This is a genomic window from Micromonospora sp. NPDC004540 (assembly GCF_040610095.1).
GTDB lineage: Bacteria > Actinomycetota > Actinomycetes > Mycobacteriales > Micromonosporaceae > Micromonospora.
The window spans coordinates 23530-41212 of the sequence record NZ_JBEXLR010000029.1; the positions used below are offsets into that span (position 1 = coordinate 23530).

18 protein-coding genes are annotated in these 17683 nt (G+C 72.9%); 4 read left to right on the forward strand and 14 right to left on the reverse strand.

Going from position 1 to position 17683, the window contains the following annotated elements:
• Nucleotides 1-16 precede the first annotated feature (16 nt).
• The 6 genes from ABZV78_RS12890 to ABZV78_RS12915 form a co-directional block, all read right to left on the reverse strand.
• The gene (locus ABZV78_RS12890) at nt 17-727 is read right to left on the reverse strand and encodes a demethylmenaquinone methyltransferase (RefSeq protein ID WP_355638090.1); all 711 of its coding nucleotides are present in this window, start codon (nt 725-727) and stop codon (nt 17-19) included.
• A gap of 94 nt (nt 728-821) precedes the next feature.
• Entirely contained in the window at nt 822-2066 is a 1245-nt protein-coding gene (locus ABZV78_RS12895; RefSeq protein WP_355638092.1) for a cell wall anchor protein, read from the reverse strand.
• A gap of 361 nt (nt 2067-2427) precedes the next feature.
• On the reverse strand, nt 2428-3693 hold the full coding sequence (locus tag ABZV78_RS12900) for a hypothetical protein (RefSeq protein WP_355638094.1): 1266 nt from the start codon (nt 3691-3693) through the stop codon (nt 2428-2430).
• A gap of 165 nt (nt 3694-3858) precedes the next feature.
• Complete coding sequence (gene mqnC / locus ABZV78_RS12905; RefSeq protein WP_355638096.1) at nt 3859-5049, reverse strand: cyclic dehypoxanthinyl futalosine synthase; 1191 nt, start codon at nt 5047-5049, stop codon at nt 3859-3861.
• 71 nt (nt 5050-5120) lie between these two features.
• Nucleotides 5121-5531, reverse strand: a complete 411-nt coding sequence (locus tag ABZV78_RS12910) for a type II toxin-antitoxin system VapC family toxin (protein ID WP_355638098.1) — start codon at nt 5529-5531, stop codon at nt 5121-5123.
• Nucleotides 5528-5806 (reverse strand): type II toxin-antitoxin system prevent-host-death family antitoxin, encoded by a 279-nt coding sequence (locus tag ABZV78_RS12915; RefSeq protein ID WP_355638100.1) that lies wholly within the window; start codon nt 5804-5806, stop codon nt 5528-5530. The genes ABZV78_RS12910 and ABZV78_RS12915 overlap by 4 nt, the downstream gene beginning before the upstream one ends.
• 107 nt (nt 5807-5913) lie before the next feature.
• Here ABZV78_RS12915 and ABZV78_RS12920 point away from each other — a divergent pair, with 107 nt between their 5' ends.
• A complete protein-coding gene (locus ABZV78_RS12920) occupies nt 5914-6591 on the forward strand; it encodes a hypothetical protein (protein WP_355638102.1) in 678 nt (225 codons plus the stop codon).
• A 64-nt stretch (nt 6592-6655) separates the two neighbouring features.
• Here the strand turns inward: ABZV78_RS12920 and paaE are convergent, their stop codons facing one another.
• Genes paaE through paaA form a run of 5 tightly spaced genes read right to left on the reverse strand, consistent with a single transcriptional unit; the run spans nt 6656 to nt 10305 of the window.
• Nucleotides 6656-7765, reverse strand: coding sequence for a 1,2-phenylacetyl-CoA epoxidase subunit PaaE (paaE, locus tag ABZV78_RS12925; RefSeq protein WP_355638104.1), 1110 nt, complete (start codon nt 7763-7765; stop codon nt 6656-6658).
• Nucleotides 7762-8238 carry a 1,2-phenylacetyl-CoA epoxidase subunit PaaD gene (paaD, locus tag ABZV78_RS12930; RefSeq protein ID WP_355638106.1) on the reverse strand — a complete coding sequence of 159 codons (477 nt, stop codon included), beginning with the start codon at nt 8236-8238 and terminating at the stop codon, nt 7762-7764. The genes paaE and paaD overlap by 4 nt, the downstream gene beginning before the upstream one ends.
• Complete coding sequence (gene paaC, locus ABZV78_RS12935) at nt 8235-8960, reverse strand: 1,2-phenylacetyl-CoA epoxidase subunit PaaC (RefSeq protein ID WP_355638108.1); 726 nt, start codon at nt 8958-8960, stop codon at nt 8235-8237. Before paaC ends, paaD begins: the two co-directional genes overlap by 4 nt.
• Nucleotides 8957-9244, reverse strand: a complete 288-nt coding sequence (gene paaB / locus ABZV78_RS12940) for a 1,2-phenylacetyl-CoA epoxidase subunit PaaB (RefSeq protein ID WP_091261268.1) — start codon at nt 9242-9244, stop codon at nt 8957-8959. Before paaB ends, paaC begins: the two co-directional genes overlap by 4 nt.
• Nucleotides 9241-10305, reverse strand: coding sequence for a 1,2-phenylacetyl-CoA epoxidase subunit PaaA (paaA, locus tag ABZV78_RS12945; protein WP_355638110.1), 1065 nt, complete (start codon nt 10303-10305; stop codon nt 9241-9243). Before paaA ends, paaB begins: the two co-directional genes overlap by 4 nt.
• A gap of 371 nt (nt 10306-10676) precedes the next feature.
• Here paaA and ABZV78_RS12950 point away from each other — a divergent pair, with 371 nt between their 5' ends.
• Together ABZV78_RS12950 and ABZV78_RS12955 are read left to right on the forward strand one after the other, a co-directional pair.
• Nucleotides 10677-11642, forward strand: a complete 966-nt coding sequence (locus tag ABZV78_RS12950; protein ID WP_355638112.1) for a hypothetical protein — start codon at nt 10677-10679, stop codon at nt 11640-11642.
• Entirely contained in the window at nt 11642-12574 is a 933-nt protein-coding gene (locus ABZV78_RS12955; protein ID WP_355638114.1) for a hypothetical protein, read from the forward strand. Before ABZV78_RS12950 ends, ABZV78_RS12955 begins: the two co-directional genes overlap by 1 nt.
• 70 nt (nt 12575-12644) lie before the next feature.
• Here the strand turns inward: ABZV78_RS12955 and ABZV78_RS12960 are convergent, their stop codons facing one another.
• From ABZV78_RS12960 to ABZV78_RS12970, 3 genes are read right to left on the reverse strand one after another with little or no spacing between them, the layout of a single operon-like run.
• Entirely contained in the window at nt 12645-13496 is an 852-nt protein-coding gene (locus ABZV78_RS12960; protein ID WP_355638116.1) for a menaquinone biosynthesis protein, read from the reverse strand.
• Nucleotides 13497-13529: 33 nt separating this feature from the next.
• Nucleotides 13530-14807 carry an MFS transporter gene (locus tag ABZV78_RS12965; RefSeq protein ID WP_355638118.1) on the reverse strand — a complete coding sequence of 426 codons (1278 nt, stop codon included), beginning with the start codon at nt 14805-14807 and terminating at the stop codon, nt 13530-13532.
• A gap of 42 nt (nt 14808-14849) precedes the next feature.
• Nucleotides 14850-15431, reverse strand: coding sequence for a winged helix-turn-helix domain-containing protein (locus tag ABZV78_RS12970; RefSeq protein WP_355638120.1), 582 nt, complete (start codon nt 15429-15431; stop codon nt 14850-14852).
• Nucleotides 15432-15614: 183 nt separating this feature from the next.
• Here ABZV78_RS12970 and ABZV78_RS12975 point away from each other — a divergent pair, with 183 nt between their 5' ends.
• The gene (locus tag ABZV78_RS12975; protein ID WP_355638121.1) at nt 15615-17654 is read left to right on the forward strand and encodes an AAA family ATPase; all 2040 of its coding nucleotides are present in this window, start codon (nt 15615-15617) and stop codon (nt 17652-17654) included.
• The last annotated feature ends 29 nt before the right edge of the window (nt 17655-17683 follow it).

Genomic DNA, 17683 nt, shown 5'->3' on the forward strand with positions numbered 1-17683 from the left:
GATCCCGACCGGCGGGTCAGTCCCGGATCGCGCGGTGCAGCGCCACGACCCCGCCGGTCAGGTTGCGCCAGGCCACCCGGCCCCAGCCCGCCGCGCCGATCCGCGCGGCCAGCGCCGCCTGGTCCGGCCAGGCCCGGATCGACTCGGCCAGGTAGACGTAGGCGTCGGGGTTGCTCGACACCGCGCGCGCCACCGCCGGGAGGGACCGCATCAGGTACGACAGGTAGACCGTGCGGAACGCCGGGTTGACCGGGGTGCTGAACTCGCAGACCACCAGCCGGCCGCCCGGCCGGGTGACCCGGGCCAGCTCACGCAACGCCGCGTCGGTGTCATTGACGTTGCGCAGCGCGAAGGAGATGGTGACCGCGTCGAAGCTGGCGTCGGCGAAGGGCAGCCGCAGCGCGTCCCCGGCCAGCAACGGCACCCGTGGGCGGATGCGCTTGCCGGCGTGCAGCATGCCGAGCGACAGGTCGGCGCCCACCGCGTACGCCCCGGAGTGGGCCAACTCCTCGGTCGAGACGCCGGTGCCGGCACCCACGTCCAGCACCCGCTCGCCGGGGCGCAGCCCGAGCGCCTCCCGGGTGGCCCGCCGCCAGAACCGGTCCTGCCCGAAGGAGAGCACGGTGTTGGTCAGGTCGTAGCGGGCGGCCACGCCGTCGAACATCGCGGCGACCTCGTGCGGCTGCTTGTCCAGGCTGGCGCGCTGGCCCTGCGGGGTACGGCTCACCCCTCCACTCTGCCAGCCGACCCCCGCCCGACTCCTCCCGGGTACGCGAAAGGGCGGGGTGGTCACCCACCCCGCCCCGCGCTGTCCAGGTCGGTCAGTCCTCGGCCCGCTCCTCGGTCGGAGTGACCAGCACCACCTTCCGGCGACGGGAGAGCACCAGCAGCGCCGCGCCGGCCAGCAGGATGGCCGCGCCGACCCCGCCGATCAGCCCGACCTGCACACCGGTAACCGGGAGCCCGCCGCCGCTGCCACCGCCCGGGCTCGCGGTCACGCTCGGCTGGCCGGTCGGGCTCGGCGCGCCCGTGCCGGTCGGGGTGGGCTGCGGCGTGCCGGTCGGGTCCGGGGTGGGCTCGGCCGACAGGTCCACGAAGGCCTCGAAGACGGTGTGGTTGTCCAGCTCGTCGACCTCGGCGAAGGTGCGCCGCTGCGCCGGGCCGGCGGCCCTGGGCGTCCCCTCCGGCGCGCCCTCGGCACCGTCCAACCCGTACGCGAAGAGGTCGCCCTCGTGCAGCACCGGCTCGGTGACGTCGGCGCCGACCCGGACCGTGACGGCCGCGGTGTAGTAGTGGCCCGGCTGGATCACCGCACCGTCGTCCTCGCAGAGCGCCTGGGCCTTGCCCAGGATCTCCTGCCGCAGGCAGCCCTCCGGCAGGTCCACGAAGTCGACTCCGGCCGGCAGGGTGAGGCCATAGAAGACGCCGGTGGCCGGACGGCTGCCGTCGTTGTAGACCGCCCAGTCCAGCGGCACCGTCACGCCACGCCGGACCGGCTTCAGGTCGGGCTCGGCCTGCCCGGCGCCGTCGACCACCACGTTGTCCTGGATGTCCTGCACCCAGGCGGTGAGGTCGTAGCCGGGCGCGGTGACCTGGACCGGCACCTCGACGATGTCGTCGGCCGTGTTCGGCTGGGGGCTGCGGGTGCTCACGCCGACGGTCAGCACGCCGCCGTTGCCCTTGCCTCCGGTGCTGAACAGCGGGATGCCGAAGTCCTCGCTGGTGCCGGCGGGCAGGTCGCCCAGAAGGCAGTCGTAGAACTGGCTGGAGACGACCCGGCAACCCTCCGGCACCAGGTAGCCCACGCGGTTCAGCTTGAGGTCGTCGACCTTGACCCGGACGCTGACGTCCTTGGCCTCGGCCGTGCCGACGTTGGTCACGGTGAACTTGAACGGCTTGGCCTGGGCGGCCTCGACACCCTTGGCCAGGTTGGTGCTGATCGGGGCGAGCACGAGGTCGGGCAGGTCGGCCGCCTGGGCCGGCGTGCCGACGGCGGTCAGTGCGCCGACCGCGAGCAGGGCCACGGCGCCGACGCGCGCCAGCGGTGAGCGGTAGGTGAAGGTCATGGATCCCCCGGGGTAAGGGACGTGCCGATGGTTGCGGAACGAACGGACGCTACCGGAGCGACGTCGGGCGGCGCCAGATCGTCGATGGATCCGCTGTCCTCAAGGGAACGCAGACAGCAGGGGCGGGATGGTGGCCCATCCCGCCCCTGCTGCCGTGCGTTTATGTGAACGACCCTCGCGGGCCGATGGAGGACGACCGTCAGGCGGACGACGACAGCGTAACCGCCGGCGTCGTCGCGCGGGTCAACGTCGCGCTGGTCGCCGCCGTCCTGTTATCTCGCAGGTCGGCGACCCGCTCGACGGTGCCGAGCAGGCACGTCAGCGGCCCACGGTCATCCTCGCCAGGACCCGCGCCGCAGCTTCAGCGGGAACGGGTGGGGGAACCGGCCCCGCGACGGCCGCGGGCGGACAGCAGCATCAGCCCACCCAGGACGAACGCGGCGACGCCCACGCCACCGAGCAGAGCTACCGGCGCGCCGGTGACCGGCAGGCCGCCGTCGTTCGAGCCCGCCCCACCGCCGGAGCCGCCACCGGAGCCGTTGCCGCCGTTGCCCGAACCGCCGTTGCCCGGGCCGCCGTTCCCCGGAGCTCCGGGGGTCGGCTTCCGCACGGCGGACACGATCACGGCGAACTCGTCGCGGTTGTCGGCCGCGTCCACGTCCTCCTGCGGCTCGGTGCCAGCGAGCTTGCGCAGGAACGACGTGCCCGTCGACTTGTCAGCGGTGGTGCGCTCCGTGGTGGCCGCCGTCCGCACCAGCGGTGTCACCACCACGGAGCCGCCGACGAGGCTGGCCGGTGCCCGGACGTCCGCGGCGACCCGCACCGGGAAACTCGCGCGCGCCCGCTCCCAGGGTCCGACCAGCAGGTTGGATTCGCAGTCGGCGTTCCGGCGGTCGTCGGAGTAGGCGCAGTCGGGCAGTTCGTCGGTGAACGTGACGCCCTCGGGGAGGGCTACCTGGAACCGGATGCCCTCGGCCACGCCCTGGCCCTGGTTCACCAGGGTGGCGACCACCAATGTCTCGGCGCCGGGCACCAGCAGCGGACGCGCCTCCGCGTCGTCCGGGTCCGTCGCGGCGTCGAGCTGCCGCTTGACGTCCGGCGCCAGGACGCCGAGGTCCGGGCCGTGGACCGGGGCGAATTCGCAGCCGACCTGTTGCTGATTGTTGTTCGGGGTCGTGTCGTCCGGCGACGCGATGCGGAGCGTCGCCTCGAGCGTGAAGACGGGTGGATCCGGGTTCAGGTCCATGAGCAGCAGGTCGATGGGGAAGTCGAGGGTCTCCCCCGGCCCCGGGATGCGGTCAGGTGGCACCTGGCAGGTGGTGACTCCGGAGTCGGGTACGCAGCCCTCGAACGCCGTCGTGATGAGGGCCAGGCGCGCACCCGGGGTGTGCCGGGTGTCGAGCGTGACGGTCAGCGAGCGGGGGGTGCCGGGCCCGTTGTTCCGGATGTGCGCGTACACGGTCTTGTCCGGCACCTCGGTCGACATCCGGGCGCCGGGAAAATCTTCGAGTTCGAGGTCGGCCTTGACGCCGGCGGCGTGGGCCGGCGCGGCGGGACCGAGCAACGCGGCGGTCGCGAGCAGCGCGGCGGCGGCGGCTCCGGGCAGGACTACTTTGCACATCTTCATGGCGGTCTCCCCGTCGACTGCTGAGCAGGCGTACCAACGGAGAGTAGGCCCATCGATGCCTTTTCCGGATCCCGCACCGGCCCGATGACGGGCGATGGGCACCTTGACCCGATGTGGAAATGGCCGATCAGCCAGTCGGGCGGCGGCCCGGCCGGCCGGCCTGGCTCAGTTGACGTCGACGAGCGGCAGGGACCTACCGACCCCGCCGCCCGGCAGGGCGATCGAGGAGAAGTGCGAGACCACCCGGTCGTCGCTCGGGTCGTCGGCGGGGGTCCAGTGCACCGCGAGCCGGTTGTAGAGCGTGTCCCGCTGGGCGGGGATCCGGTCCGCGGTGCGGATCATGCCGATCAGCTCGTGCAGGTTCGAGCGGTGCCGGGCGCCGGCCGAGGAGATGACGTTCTCCTCCAGCATGATCGAGCCGAGGTCGTCCACACCCATGTGCAGGGCGAGCTGACCGGCGTCCTTACCGGTGGTCAACCAGGACGCCTGCAGGTGCGGCACCGTCTCGAAGAAGAGCCGGGCCACCGCGATCAGCCGCAGGTACTCCAGGGTGGTCGCCTGGGTGCGACCCTTCAGGTGGTTGTTCTCCGGCTGGTACGTCCACGGGATGAACGCGCGGAAGCCGCCGGTGCGGTCCTGCACGTCGCGGATCATCCGCAGGTGCTCGATCCGCTCGGCGTGGGTCTCGCCGGTCCCCATCATCATGGTCGCGGTCGACTCGAGCCCCTGCCGGTGCGCCAGCTCCATGACCTCCAGCCAGCGCGCGCCCGACTCCTTGAGCGGCGCGATCGCCTTGCGCGGCCGGTCCGGCAGCATCTCGGCGCCGGCGCCGGCGATCGAGTCCAGACCGGCGGCCTTGATCCGGGCGATCGCCTCGTCCAGGCTCACCCCGGAGACCTTGGCCATGTGCAGGATCTCGCTCGGGCCGATCGAGTGGATGGCGAGCTGCGGGTACGCCGTCTTGACCGCGGCGAACAGCTCCTCGTAGTACTCCACGCCGTAGTCCGGGTGGTGGCCGCCCTGGAGCATGACCTGGGTGGCGCCCAGCTCGACCGCCTCGCCGCAGCGGCGCAGGATCTCCTCGGTCGGGTGGGTCCAGCCCTCCTTGTGCTTGGGGGCCCGGTAGAACGCGCAGAACTTGCACGCCGTCACGCAGACGTTCGTGTAGTTGATGTTGCGGTCGATCAGGTAGGTGACGATGTTGTCCGGGTAGCGCCGCCGGCGCACCGCGTCCGCCGCCTCGCCCAGCCCGTGGAAGGGCGCATCGGTGTAGAGCAGCAGGGCCTCCTCGGGCGTGATCCGCCCGCCGTCCGCGCCGCGCTGCAGGATGTCGTCGATCTCCCGGCTCACCGTCACGTCCCCGAGGGTACGCCGGTGGAGCGCCGAGCCCGCCGGGGGTGTTCGCCGATGTGACGCCTGCGGCCGGCTCAGTTCATCCCCGGGCTGGCGACGGCGAGGCCGACCGCCTTCGCGGCGTCCAACAGTCGCCGGTCGTAGGTGACGAACGCGACGAAGTCGGCGCCGGCCTGCCGGGCCAGGGTCTCCGCCGTGGCGAGGTGGATGGCGTCCAGGCTGCGCAGCAGGCGTTCCCCATACGCACCGGCCGCCGCCCGGACCGCCGCGTCGATCTCAACCCGGTAGAGCCGCCCCAGCACCGACGGGACGCCGACCAGCGCCTGCGGCGCGGCACGACGCAAGGCTCGCGGCACTTCGACCTCGACCAGGGCCGACGAGACCAGCGGCGCTCCTGCGTGGTCATTGAGCCAGGCGATCAGATCCGGCGTCTCCTCCTCGCGCCGGAGCATCTTGATGACGGCCGCCGACTCGAGATAGATCACCAGCGCTCCTCGTCCCGCGCGTCCGCCAGGACGGCCGCGACGTCCACCGTGGGATCCCCGAGCACCGGTGGCATCGGAATCGGCCCGGCGGCAGTCGGCGCCGTCGCCCGCCCCTCGGCAACCAGGCGGCCGAGGAGCGCGTCGCCGGCCAGCACCGGGACGAGACGGGCGATCGGCTCTCCGCGATCGGTCACCTCGACCGTCTCGCCCGCACGCACCCGGGCCAGCACCCGGCTCGTGTGCTGGTTCAGTTCCCGGACCGCGATCTGCTCCATGCTCCGAGTGTAGAACGACTTGTTCTACGGATCGCGCCAGCGGGACAACGAATTTGCTGATCTTGGCTTATCGTGCGGTGCTCGCAGACATCGATCAAGGAATAGTCGTGACCGCACCCTACGCACACCCGCCTCAGGTCCCGCCCGCGCCGCAGCCGGCGACCTGGCCCGGCACCGCCCTCACCTGTCGCTGCTGCGGCTCGGTCCCCGCGATCAAGGCCACGCTCCACGGGCACCAGGGCTTCCTCATCTTCATGCGCCTGCTCACCCAGCACGGCCCGTTCTGCCGGTCGTGCGGCATCGCCGTCTGCCGGGACCTGAGCGCGAAGACGCTCTGGCAGGGCTGGTGGGGCTTCCTGTCCATGATCATCACCCCGGCGGTCCTCATCGGGAACCTCATCACCCGGGTACGGCTCGGCCGCCTCGGCGAGCCGGTGCCGGGCGCTCCGGGCACGCCCGCGACGCCGGGCAAGCCGGTGTTCCGGCGGGCGGCGGCCTTCGGTCTCGCCATTCCCGTGGCGATCGCCTTCGCCGTCGGCTGGTCGATCTCCAGTGACCCGTCGTACGCCGACGTCGGCGCCTGCGTCAGCGCCACCGGCACGGACACGGACCCGTCCGTCAGTGTCGTCGACTGCGGTGACCAGGCGGCGACCTACGTCATCGTCGGCAAGGTCGAGGACACCACGGACGACGCCCAGTGCGAGCGGTTCTCCGGTGCGGTCGCGGCCTACACCGAGGAGCGGGAGTCGCAGAAGCTCCTGCTCTGCCTCGGCCCGAATCGCTGACCGTCCCCACGGCCCGCCGCGCGCCGGTCCTCCGCTCGGGACGGGACCGGCGCGCGGTGTGCCGTCAGGCGTCGTAGTCGACCGTGAGCTTGTCGGTGACCGGGCTGGACTGGCAGGTGAGGACGTAGCCGGCGGCCACCTCGTCCGGCTCCAGGGCGTAGTTGCGGGCCATGGTCACCTCACCGGCGACCACCTTGGCCTTGCAGGTCGAGCAGACCCCGCCCTTGCAGGCGTACGGCAGTTCGCCGCGGACCTTGAGCGCGGCGTCCAGCACCCGCTCGTCGCGGCCCATGGTGAAGCTCGACGAGCGCCCGTCCAGCACGATCGTCACCTCGGCCCCGGCGCCGGGCTGGTCGGTCGGGCGGCGGATCGGCTCCGGCGGCGCGTCGACGTGGAACAGCTCAGCGTGCACCGCCGACTCGGGCACGCCCCGGTCGGCGAACACCGCCTTGGCGTCGACCACCATCCCGTACGGGCCGCAGAGGAACCACTCCTCGATCGCCTCGCCGGGGACGACCGTCTCGAGCAGCCGGGCCAGGCGGTCGGCGTCGATCCGCCCGGAGAGCAGCGCCGACTCGCCCATCTCCCGGGAGAGCACGTGCACCAGGTGCAGCCGGGTCGGCCACCGGTCCTTCAGGTCGGCCAGCTCCTCGGCGAACATCACGGTGTTCGCCGTGCGGTTGCCGTACACCAGGGTGAAGGTGCTGGCCGGCTCGACGGAGAGCGCGGTCGCGATCAGCGAGAGCACCGGGGTGATGCCGGAGCCGGCGACCACCGCGCCATAGTGGCGGACCCGGTCCGGGGCGAACGCGGAGGTGAAGTGGCCGAGCGGGGGCAGCACCTCGACGATGTCGCCGCCGCGCAGGGCGCCGCAGGCGAACGCGGAGAAGGCGCCGCCGGGAACCTCGCGCACCCCGATCCGCAGCCGGCCGTGCCGGGCCAGCTGGTCCGGGGTGGAGCAGATCGAGTACGACCGCCGCACGTCCGCCCCGTCCGCACCGACCCGCCGGACCGTCAGGTGCTGTCCGGCGGAGAACGCGAACGTCTCCCGCAGCTCCTCGGGCACGGCGAAGGTGATCGCCACGGAATCGTCGGTGAGCCGGTCGACGGCGGCGACGTGCAGCGGGTGGAAGACCGGCCGGCGACGGACCGGTCGGGTGATCGTGACAGTCACAGCGCCTTCAGGTGGTCGAAGGGTTCGGAGCAGGAGCGGCAGCGCCAGAGGGCCTTGCACGCGGTGGAGCCGAACCGGCTGACCTGCTCGGTCTCCGGCGAGCCGCAGCGCGGGCAGCGGACGGCCAGGGTCAGCGGGACGACGCCGCCCCGCGCGACCGGCGCGGGTGGGGCGATGCCGGCGGCGGCCAGCTTGGCCCGGCCGCGCTCCGAGATCCAGTCGGTGCTCCAGGCCGGGGCGTACACCGTGCGGACCTCGGCGTCCGGGTGGCCGGCGGCGGTGAGCGCGCGGCGGATGTCCGCCCGGATCACGTCCATGGCCGGGCAGCCGGTGTAGGTGGGGGTGATGGTGACGACGACCCGGCCGGTGGCCGCGTCCTCGTCCACCGACCGCAGGATGCCCAGCTCGTCGATGGTGACGACCCGGATCTCCGGGTCCACCACCGCCGCCACGGCCGCCCTGGGGTCACTCACCAGCTGGCTCCGGGGTGGGCGCGGTGCAGCACCTGCATCTCGGCCAGCAGGTAGGAGAGGTGTTCGGTGTGGACGCCGGCCCGACCGCCGCCCGGAGCCCAGCCGTCGGCCGGCCGGGTCAGCGTCGCCGCGTCGAGCACCGCCGACACGACGGCGTCGAAGTCGGCCCGCAGGGTGGCCGGGTCGACCGGCGCCGCCGGGTCCGCGGTGAACAGCTCGTGGGTGTACGGCCACACCTGGTCGACCGCGTCCTGCATGCGCCGGTGCGACTCGTCCGTGCCGTCGCCGAGCCGCTTCACCCAGAGCGAGGCGTGGTCCAGGTGGTACGCGGACTCCTTGCGCGCCTTCGCCCCGATCGCGGCCAGCCGCTCGTCGGCACACCCGCTCAGCGCCGTGTAGAGCGGGAGCTGGTAGGCGGCCAGGAGGAACAGCTTCGCCATGGTCACGGCGAAGTCGCCGTTGGGCAGCTCGACCAGGAGGCAGTTGCGGAACTCCCGGTCGCCGCGCAGGTAGGCCAGCGCGTCCTCGTCCCGGCCGGCGCCCTCGAGTTCGCCCGCGTACGTGAGCAGCAGGCGGGCCGCGCCGAGCTGGTCGAGGGCGATGTTGGCCAGCGCGATGTCCTCCTCCATCTCCGGTGCGCGGGAGGTCCACTCGCCGAGCCGCTGCGCCGCGATCAACGCGTCGTCGCCGAGGGCGAGGGCGAAGTCGAACAAACTGCTCACAGGTGCGCCACCCCGTCCGGCACCTCGTAGAAGGTGGGGTGGCGGTAGACCTTGTCGGCCGCCGGGTCGAAGAAGGCGTCCTTCTCGTCCGGGCTGGACGCGGTGATCGCGCTCGCGGGCACCACCCAGATCGAGACGCCCTCCTGGCGCCGGGTGTACAGGTCCCGGGCGTTGCGCAGGGCCAGCTCGGCGTCGGGCGCGTGCAGGCTCCCGACGTGGGTGTGCGACAGCCCACGCCGCGCCCGCACGAAGACCTCCCAGAGAGGCGAATGGTCCGTGCTCACGCCGCCACCTTCTCCTTGTTCCGCTGCTTCGCCGCGTACGCCGCCGCGGCCTCCCGTACCCAGGCGCCGTCCGAGTGGGCCCGGCGTCGGTGCTCCATGCGCTGCCGGTTGCACGGGCCGTCGCCCTTGATCACCCGCATCAGCTCGTCGTAGTCGGGCTGGGTGTAGTCGTAGGCCTGCCGCTGCTCGTTCCAGCGCAGGTCCGGGTCGGGGATGGTCAGACCGAGGATCTCCGCCTGCTGCACGCACATGTCGACGAAGCGCTGGCGCAGCTCGTCGTTGGAGAAGCGCTTGATCTTCCAGGCCATCGACTGGGCGCTGTGCGTCGAGTCTCCGTCCGGCGGGCCGAACATGGCCAGTGAGGGGTACCACCAGCGGTCCACGGCGTCCTGGGCCATCGCCTTCTGCTCCGGGGTGCCGTGGGCCAGCGTGTGCAGGATCTCGTAGCCCTGGCGCTGGTGGAACGACTCCTCCTTGCAGACCCGGATCATGGCCCGGGCGTAGGGGCCGTAGGAGCAGCGGCACAGCGGCACCTGGTTGACGATCGCCGCGCCGTCCACCAGCCAGCCGATCGCGCCCACGTCGGCCCAGGTGAGCGTCGGGTAGTTGAAGATCGAGCTGTACTTCTGCCGGCCCTCGATCAGCAGCTCGACCAGCTCGTCCCGGCTGACGCCGAGCGTCTCCGCGGCGGCGTAGAGGTAGAGGCCGTGGCCGGCCTCGTCCTGCACCTTGGCCAGCAGGATCGCCTTGCGCTTGAGCGACGGGGCCCGGCTGATCCAGTTCCCCTCGGGCTGCATGCCGATGATCTCGGAGTGCGCGTGCTGGGCGATCTGCCGGATCAGCGTCTTCCGGTACGCCTCCGGCATCCAGTCCCGCGGCTCGATCTTCTGGTCGGCGTCGATCACGTCCGCGAAGTACGCCGCCAGGTCCTCGTCCGGTGCCGGTCCGCCGCGCCGGGCGCGCGCCGCCGCCTCGCGCAGCGCCGCCTCCGCCGCCTCCACCTCGCCGAGCAGGCCGCCGCCCGGGCCGTCCTCGGGCGGGGCGAAGTCGTTGCCATACATGAGGCCAGTGTTACAGCTCGCGCCCGATGACACCAGAGGGTGTAACAGGTTTCCGGACCCACCTTCTGTCACCGGACGACCGCTTCCAGTGAGACGTCCGAGCTGCGGGAACCTTGTGACGTCGACCACCCCGCAAAGATGAATCCTCACAAGGGCGGCATAGCGGGCCAATATCCCGCCTTCACGGCGAGTTGCCGGGCGTCGGGATCTGGCATCCGGCCTGTCCGGAAGTAGACTTCGCCCGGCACACCGATCGGCTGCTGACGATCGCCACCGGCTCCAGGCCATCTCCCCCGGCCCCGGCGATCAGGCCGAAACACATTCGGAAAGCGCCGGTCCCCCCGGCCAGACAATCTGGAGTTCACCCACTCATGCGACCTCGCGTGACCATGGTGCTCGCCATCGTGGCGGTCCTTCTCGGCGGCGGCATGCTGGTCCCGGCCGCGTACGCCAAGCTCTCCGGCGGCGACGGCATCGGCGGTCTCGGCGGCATCGGCGGCGGCGTGCCCCAGGTGCCCACGCCCGCGCCGACCGCGCCCCCGGAGCCGACGCTGGCCGCCGGCCCGGTCTCGGTGAACTTCAAGGGCAAGTTCTTCTCCTGGGCGCTGATGGACCGGAAGACCGGGAAGATCAGCGGCGCCCCGAACATGACGTCGACCAACTCGACCGAGTCGATGATCAAGGCGTGGATCGTCTCGGACTACCTGCGCGAACTCGACGGCAAGGAGCCCAGCGCGGCGCGGAAGAAGCAGGCGACCACCGCCATCCGGGACAGCAACGACATCTCGGCCGAGGCGCTCTACAACGCCGGCGGGCGCAAGCCGGTGCTGCTCCGACTGATCAAGATGTGCAAGCTGACCGACACGAAGATTGAACCCACCAAGGCCAAGTGGGCGTACACCCAGATGTCGCCGCAGGACGCGGTGCGCATGGGCGACTGCATCGGCGACGGCACGGCCGCCGGACCCAAGTGGACGAAGTGGGTGTTGAACGAGATGGCTCACGTGCGCGGCGGCGTCAAGGACCAGAAGTCCACCGCCGTCCAGGGCGGTCACTGGGGCATCGTCGACGGCCTGCCCGAGTCGATCACGTCGCAGGGGCCGGTCAGCATCAAGAACGGCTTCACCATGCTCTGGGCCGACGGCCAGTGGCACGTCAACTGCCTCGCGATCGCCGACGACTGGACCCTGGCCGTGATGATGCGTTATCCCGGCGCCGGCGACCCGAAGACCCCCTCGTACGGCGCGAAGGTCTGCGCCAGCGTCGCCACCCAGCTCGTGACCCCGCAGCCGGGCGCCGCCCTCAAGGTGCCGCAGCAGCCGGTCGGGAAGCTCTGATGGCGGGCAACCGGCGCCGGCCGGGCAGCAACCACCGCCCGCTGACGTACAGCGCGGTCGCCGTGATCCTGGTCGGCCTGGTGCTCGTCTCGCTCAGGTTCGTGCCCGGCTCTCCCCTACGCCCCACAACCGGTTCGCATTCGCCCGCGGCGGGCGCGCGGTCCTCGAACACTCCCACCGATCGCAATGCCCGGCCCGAGCCGTCGCCGTCGCCGTCGTTGGAGCCGCTGCCGTTCGCCGCCCAGGACCTGAGCGACCTGGACATCAAGGGCTGGTACTCCTGGAGTGTGCTGGACAAGCGGACCGGCGCGATCATTGGCTCGAAGAACATGGGCGAGACCAGCACCACCGCCTCGCTGATCAAGTCCTGGATCGTCGCCGACTACCTCCGGCGCGCGGCCGAGGCCGGGCAGACCCCGAGCGACGCGAAGCTGGACGACGCCACCCAGATCATCCGGGACAGCGACAACACCCGGGCCGAGCAGTTCTACAACGGCGTCGGCCGGTCGGCGTCGATCAAGCGGCTGATCAAGATGTGCGGTCTGACCGACAGCAAGGTCGCGCCCGACGGGGGCTGGAGCCGGACCGCGCTGTCCCCGCGGGACACCGCGCGGCTCGGCCTCTGCATCGACGACGGCCGGGCGGCCGGGCCGAAGTGGACCAAGTGGCTGCTCAACGAGATGCGGCTGGTCCGCGGCGTCGGTGACTTCGGCATCCGCAAGGCGTTCCCGGCCAAGGTGCAGAAGACCATCGCCATCAAGAACGGCTGGATCGACCGGCAGAAGGAGCAGGAGATGCACATCAACTGCCTGGCGATCGGCGACACCTGGACGATGGGCGTGATGGTCCGCTATCCCATCAACATGGGTTACGACTACGGCATGAAGAACTGCGAGAAGATCACCGAGGCGCTGCTCCGCCCGGCGACCTGATCCGCGTCCCCAGCACGCCGATGTGGCGGTGTCCCGACCCCGGGACGCCGCCACATCGCCGTTGTGGGCCTCAGCCCTGGAAGAACTCGGGACCGCCCTCGGGCAGGGCGGGGGCCTCGCCGATGGCGGCCGCGCGGCGGGCGAACTCGCGCAGGCCGGCCACCTGCCGCTCACCGAGGGAGAAGTCGAGCGTGCGGAAGTAGGTCGCCAGGGTTTCCGCGTCGAACGGCTCCCAGCGGGCCGCCGCCTCGGCCACCTGGTCCAGCTCGGCCAGGCACAGATCGCGCGAGCGCAGGAACGCCTCGTGCACCTCCTTGACCAGGCCGGGGTGGGCGGCGGCGAACTCGCGGCGGACCGCCCAGACGGCGAAGACCATGGGCAGCCCGGTCCACTCGCGCCAGGCCTGGCCGAGGTCGGTCACCGCCAGGCCCTTGCGGGGCGCCTCGTAGAGCGCGCGCAGCGCCACGTCGCCGATCAGCACCCCGGCGTCGGCCTCCAGCAGCATCTGGGTGAGGTCCGGCGGGCAGCGGAAGTAGTCGGGGCGCACTCCGTAGCGCTCGCCGAGCAGGAGCTGGGCCAGCAGCACCCCGGTACGCGACGTGGAGCCGAGCGCCACCCGGGCGCCGTCCAGCTCGGTGAGGGGCCGGGTGGAGACCACGTTGACCGAGAGCACCGGGCCGTCGCTGCCGACCGCCAGGTCCGGCAGGAGCAGCAGGTCGTCGGCGTGCCGCAGGTACTCCACGTGCGAGATGGGGCCGATGTCCAGGTCGCCGGCGACCAGCGCGGCACTCAGCCGGTCCGGCGAGTCCTTGTGCAGGTCGACGTCGATCAGCGCGCCGGACCGCATCAGCCCCCAGTAGATCGGCAGGCAGTTGAGGAACTGGATGTGTCCCACCCGGGGGCGGGCGATGCGGTCGGCCATGACCCGACGGTATCGCCGCCGGACCGGGCCGGCTCAGCGGGAGGGGGTTGGAGTGGCCAACTCCGCACGCCGCTCCCGCCCGATCCCGGCGGCCGGCCGGGCGGCGCGCTCGGCGCGCACCGCCCGCCACACCGGCCAGGCCGCCGCGACGACCACCAGCACCCCGGCCACCCCGCAGCCGGCGACCAGCGGCCGGGGCGCGGCCACCTCGAGCAGCAGCCCGCCGATCAGGTAGCCGGCCATCCCGGCGCCCTGGGCCGCCGCCCCGAAGACCGCGAAGGCCCGGCCCCGGGCCGACTCGGGCACCCGCCGGGCCAGCAGCAGGTTGTTGAAGACGTTGTCGCCGCCGTTGCCGACCCCGCCGACCAACCAGATCGGCACGAGCAGCCAGGCCGACGGCACCGCGGCCGAGGCGAGCACCGCCAGGCAGCAGCCGCCGAGCAGGACCAGCCCGGCGCCGAGCAGCGCGCCGTCGTCGGTGAGCCGGCGGGCGAGCCGGGCGAACAGCCAGCCGCCGAGCACGATGCCCAGCGGCCAGGCGCCGGTGACCAGGCCGTACACCGTGGTGGAGCTGTGCAGCGTCTCCCGGATGAAGAAGACCTCGATGACGTTGATGGCGCCGACCGCGGCGATCACCGCGGCGAGGCTGCCCACCATCACCACCAGCAGCGGGTCCCGGCGCAACCGCCAGGCGGGCGCCGGGGCCGCCGCGCCGGCGGCCGGCGCCGTCGACCGCCGGCCACCCCGTCGGGTACGGATGAGCAGCCCGGCCGCCACCAGCGCGAGGTAGCTGACGGCGTCGACGAGCAGCGGCACGCGGGTGCCGAACTGGCCGACGAGCAGCCCGGCCAGCGCCGGCCCGGCGAGCGCGCCCAGCGTGCCGGCGGTCTGGTTCAGCGCGCCCGCCCGGGGCAGGTCCTCGGCCCGGACCATGACCGGCACCAGCGCGGAGAGCACCGGCTGGGTGACCGCGAGCCCGGCCGCGAGCAGCGCCACCAGCGCGATGACCAGGGCCGGGTGCCCGGCGTACGCGAGCGCCAGGCAGATCGCGGCCTGGGCGAGCCCGGCGCTCACCAGCAGGACCCGGCTGTCCACCCGGTCGGCGAGCCGGCCGGTCAGCGGGGCGAGCGCGACCAGCGGCAGCGTGGCGGCGAGCAGCAGCCCGGAGACGGCGAGCCCGCCCGCCCCGGCGGACTGGAGCGCCAGGGTGAGCGCACTCGCGGCAAGGAAGTCCCCACAGCTGGAGACGCCCCGGGCGGCGGTGGCGAGCCAGACGTCGGACCAGCGCGACGGACCAGATGCGAAGGACATATTTCGAAAATAATCCTTCATACCTGCCCGGCGCAACCCTGGTCAGTCGATCGGCAGCGCCCGGTACTGCACGGCGACCGTGCGGGCGCCCTCCGGCGGGTCGGTGCGCAGCCGGCGCCGATACGGGTCCAGCAGCGCCTGGACCGCCTGGTTGAGCTCGGTCAACTCCTCGGCGGTGACCTGGAGCAGGCTGTCGCTGAACCACGCCGCCTGATACCAGTCGCGCGGCTCGTCCGGGGCGCGGCGGATCCAGTCGCGGGCGCGCTGGCTGTCCCGGGCCAGGTGCGCGTCGACCAGGGCCAGCTCGGCGGCGCGCGCCTCGGAGTCGGCGTCCTGCCCGGACTCGATGTAGTAGGACGGGCTGAACGCCCGCCACACCCGCTCCCGGGCGTCCCCCCGGCTCGGGGCCTCCTCGATCAGGCCGAACTTCGCCAGCTCGCGCAGGTGGTAGCTGGTCGCGCTCGGCGAGAGCCCGGCGATCTCGGCGCACTCGGTGGCGGTCGCACCGCCCTCCACCGTGCTGAGATGCTCCATGATCGCCATTCGGGCCGGGTGGGCCAGGGCCCGCATCACCTGCGGGTCGCTGATCGTCACCCGGTGCTGCTCCGGACGCGCCTCGGTCATGCCACCCATGATCCCGCGCCGGCCGGCGCCCGGGGAAATTCGGTTGCCCGCCGACCCGACCGGAGTAAGCTGCTTTGTCCCGCCTGACGGCCGTGGTGAGTAGCACCGCACAGGACGTCCCGCGCCGACCCGAGGTCGGAAACGCGAGCGGCAGCGTTGTTCCCCGTGACGAGGAGTACGTGGATGACCCTGCACGCCCAAGAACAGACCCTGGACGCCGAACTCGTCGCCGAGCGCGCCCACCTGGACACCTCCCGCGTCGCGCTGCGCCGGATGCGCGAGCGCGCCGAGTCCCTCTTCGCCACCGGCGACAAGGTGGCCGGCGACGCGTACACCGCCGAGCAGCTCGGCCGGCACATGGCCCGGCGGGTCAAGGAGCTGGCCGACGACCCGAACACCCCGCTCTTCTTCGGCCGGCTCGACTTCGGGGAGGCCGACCAGGACCATGCCGGACGCGAATACCACGTCGGGCGGCGGCACGTCACCGACGAGCTGGGCGAGCCGCTGGTGCTGGACTGGCGGGCCCCGGTCTCCCGGTCGTTCTACCGGGCCAGCGCCCGCGACCCGCAAGGCGTCGCGGTCCGGCGCCGGTTCGGGTTCAGCGCCGGCGCGCTGACCAGCTTCGAGGACGAGCGCCTGGACCGGGGCGAGGAGCTGGGCACCGCCAGCCGCATCCTCACCGCCGAGATCGAACGCCCCCGCGTCGGCCCGATGCGGGACATCGTCGCCACCATCCAGCCCGAGCAGGACGAGCTGGTCCGGGCCGACCTCGCCGACTCGATCTGCGTCCAGGGCGCGCCGGGCACCGGTAAGACCGCGGTCGGGCTGCACCGCGCCGCGTACCTGCTCTACCTGCACCGCGAGCGGCTGCGCCGGTCGGGCGTGCTGATCGTCGGGCCGAACCGGGCCTTCCTGTCCTACATCGCGGCGGTGCTGCCGGCGCTCGGCGAGGTCGAGGTCGAGCAGGCCACGGTGGAGGACCTGGTCGCCCGGGTGCCGGTCCGCGCGGTCGACGACCCCGCCGTGGCCACCCTCAAGCACGACATCCGGCTGGCCGAGGTGCTGCGCCGCGCGGTCGACGCGCACATCGGCACGCCCACCGAGCCGATCATGGTCTCGGACGGCTCGTTCCGCTGGCGGATCGGCCTCGACCCGCTGCACCGGCTGGTCGAGGAGACCCGCCGCGAGAACCTGCCCTACGCGACCGGCCGGGACCGGGTCCGGGCCCGCCTCGTGGGGCTGCTGCAACGCCAGTCCGAGGCCCGCCGGGCCGAGTCGCCCAGCGACGCCTGGCTGCGACGGATGAGCAGGGCGAAGCCGGTCACCGAGTTCCTCGACGCGGTCTGGCCGGCGCTCACCCCCGACGGGCTGCTGCACCGGCTGCGGACCGACCCCGAGGCGCTCGCCGCCGCCGCCGACGGCCTGCTCACCGTCGAGGAGCAGGAGCTGTTCCGGTCGGGCAGGGTCGGGCGTACCCCGAAGGCGACCCGGTGGACCGCCGCGGACGCGGTGCTGATCGACGAGGCCGCCGGGCTGCTGGAACGGCCCGCCGGCTTCGGGCACGTGGTGGTCGACGAGGCGCAGGACCTCTCCCCGATGCAGTGCCGGGCCATCGCCCGGCGCAGCGAGCACGGCTCGATCACCCTCCTCGGCGACCTGGCCCAGGGCACCGCGCCCTGGGCGGCCACCGACTGGCGGGAATCCCTGGCCCACCTGGGCAAGCCGGACGCGTCGGTGGTGCCGCTGAGCGTCGGCTTCCGGGTGCCGGCCGCGGTGGTCGCGTTCGCGAACCGGCTGCTGCCGGCGCTCGCCGTCGACGTGCCCCCGGCCGAGTCGCTGCGCCGGGACGGGACGCTCGACGTGCGTACCGTCGAGGACCTGACGGCCGCGGCGGTGGCCGAGGTGCGGGCGGCGCTGGCGCACGACGGCTCGGTCGGCGTGATCGCCGCCGACGACGCGGTGGACCGGCTCCGCGCGGCCCTCGCCGACGCGGGCGTCGAGACCGCGACCGCCGACGACGTGGAGGCCGCCGCGCGGGTCACCGTGGTCCCGGCGACGCTGGTCAAGGGCCTGGAGTACGACCACGTGGTGGTCGTCGAGCCGGCCGCGATCGTGGCCGCCGAGCCGCGCGGCCTGCACCGCCTCTACGTGGTGCTGACCCGGGCGGTGTCGCGGCTGGCCGTGCTGCACCGGGAGCCGCTGCCCGCCCCGCTGGCCGGCTGACCGGTCGCTCTCCGGCCGCCGGCTCGGCG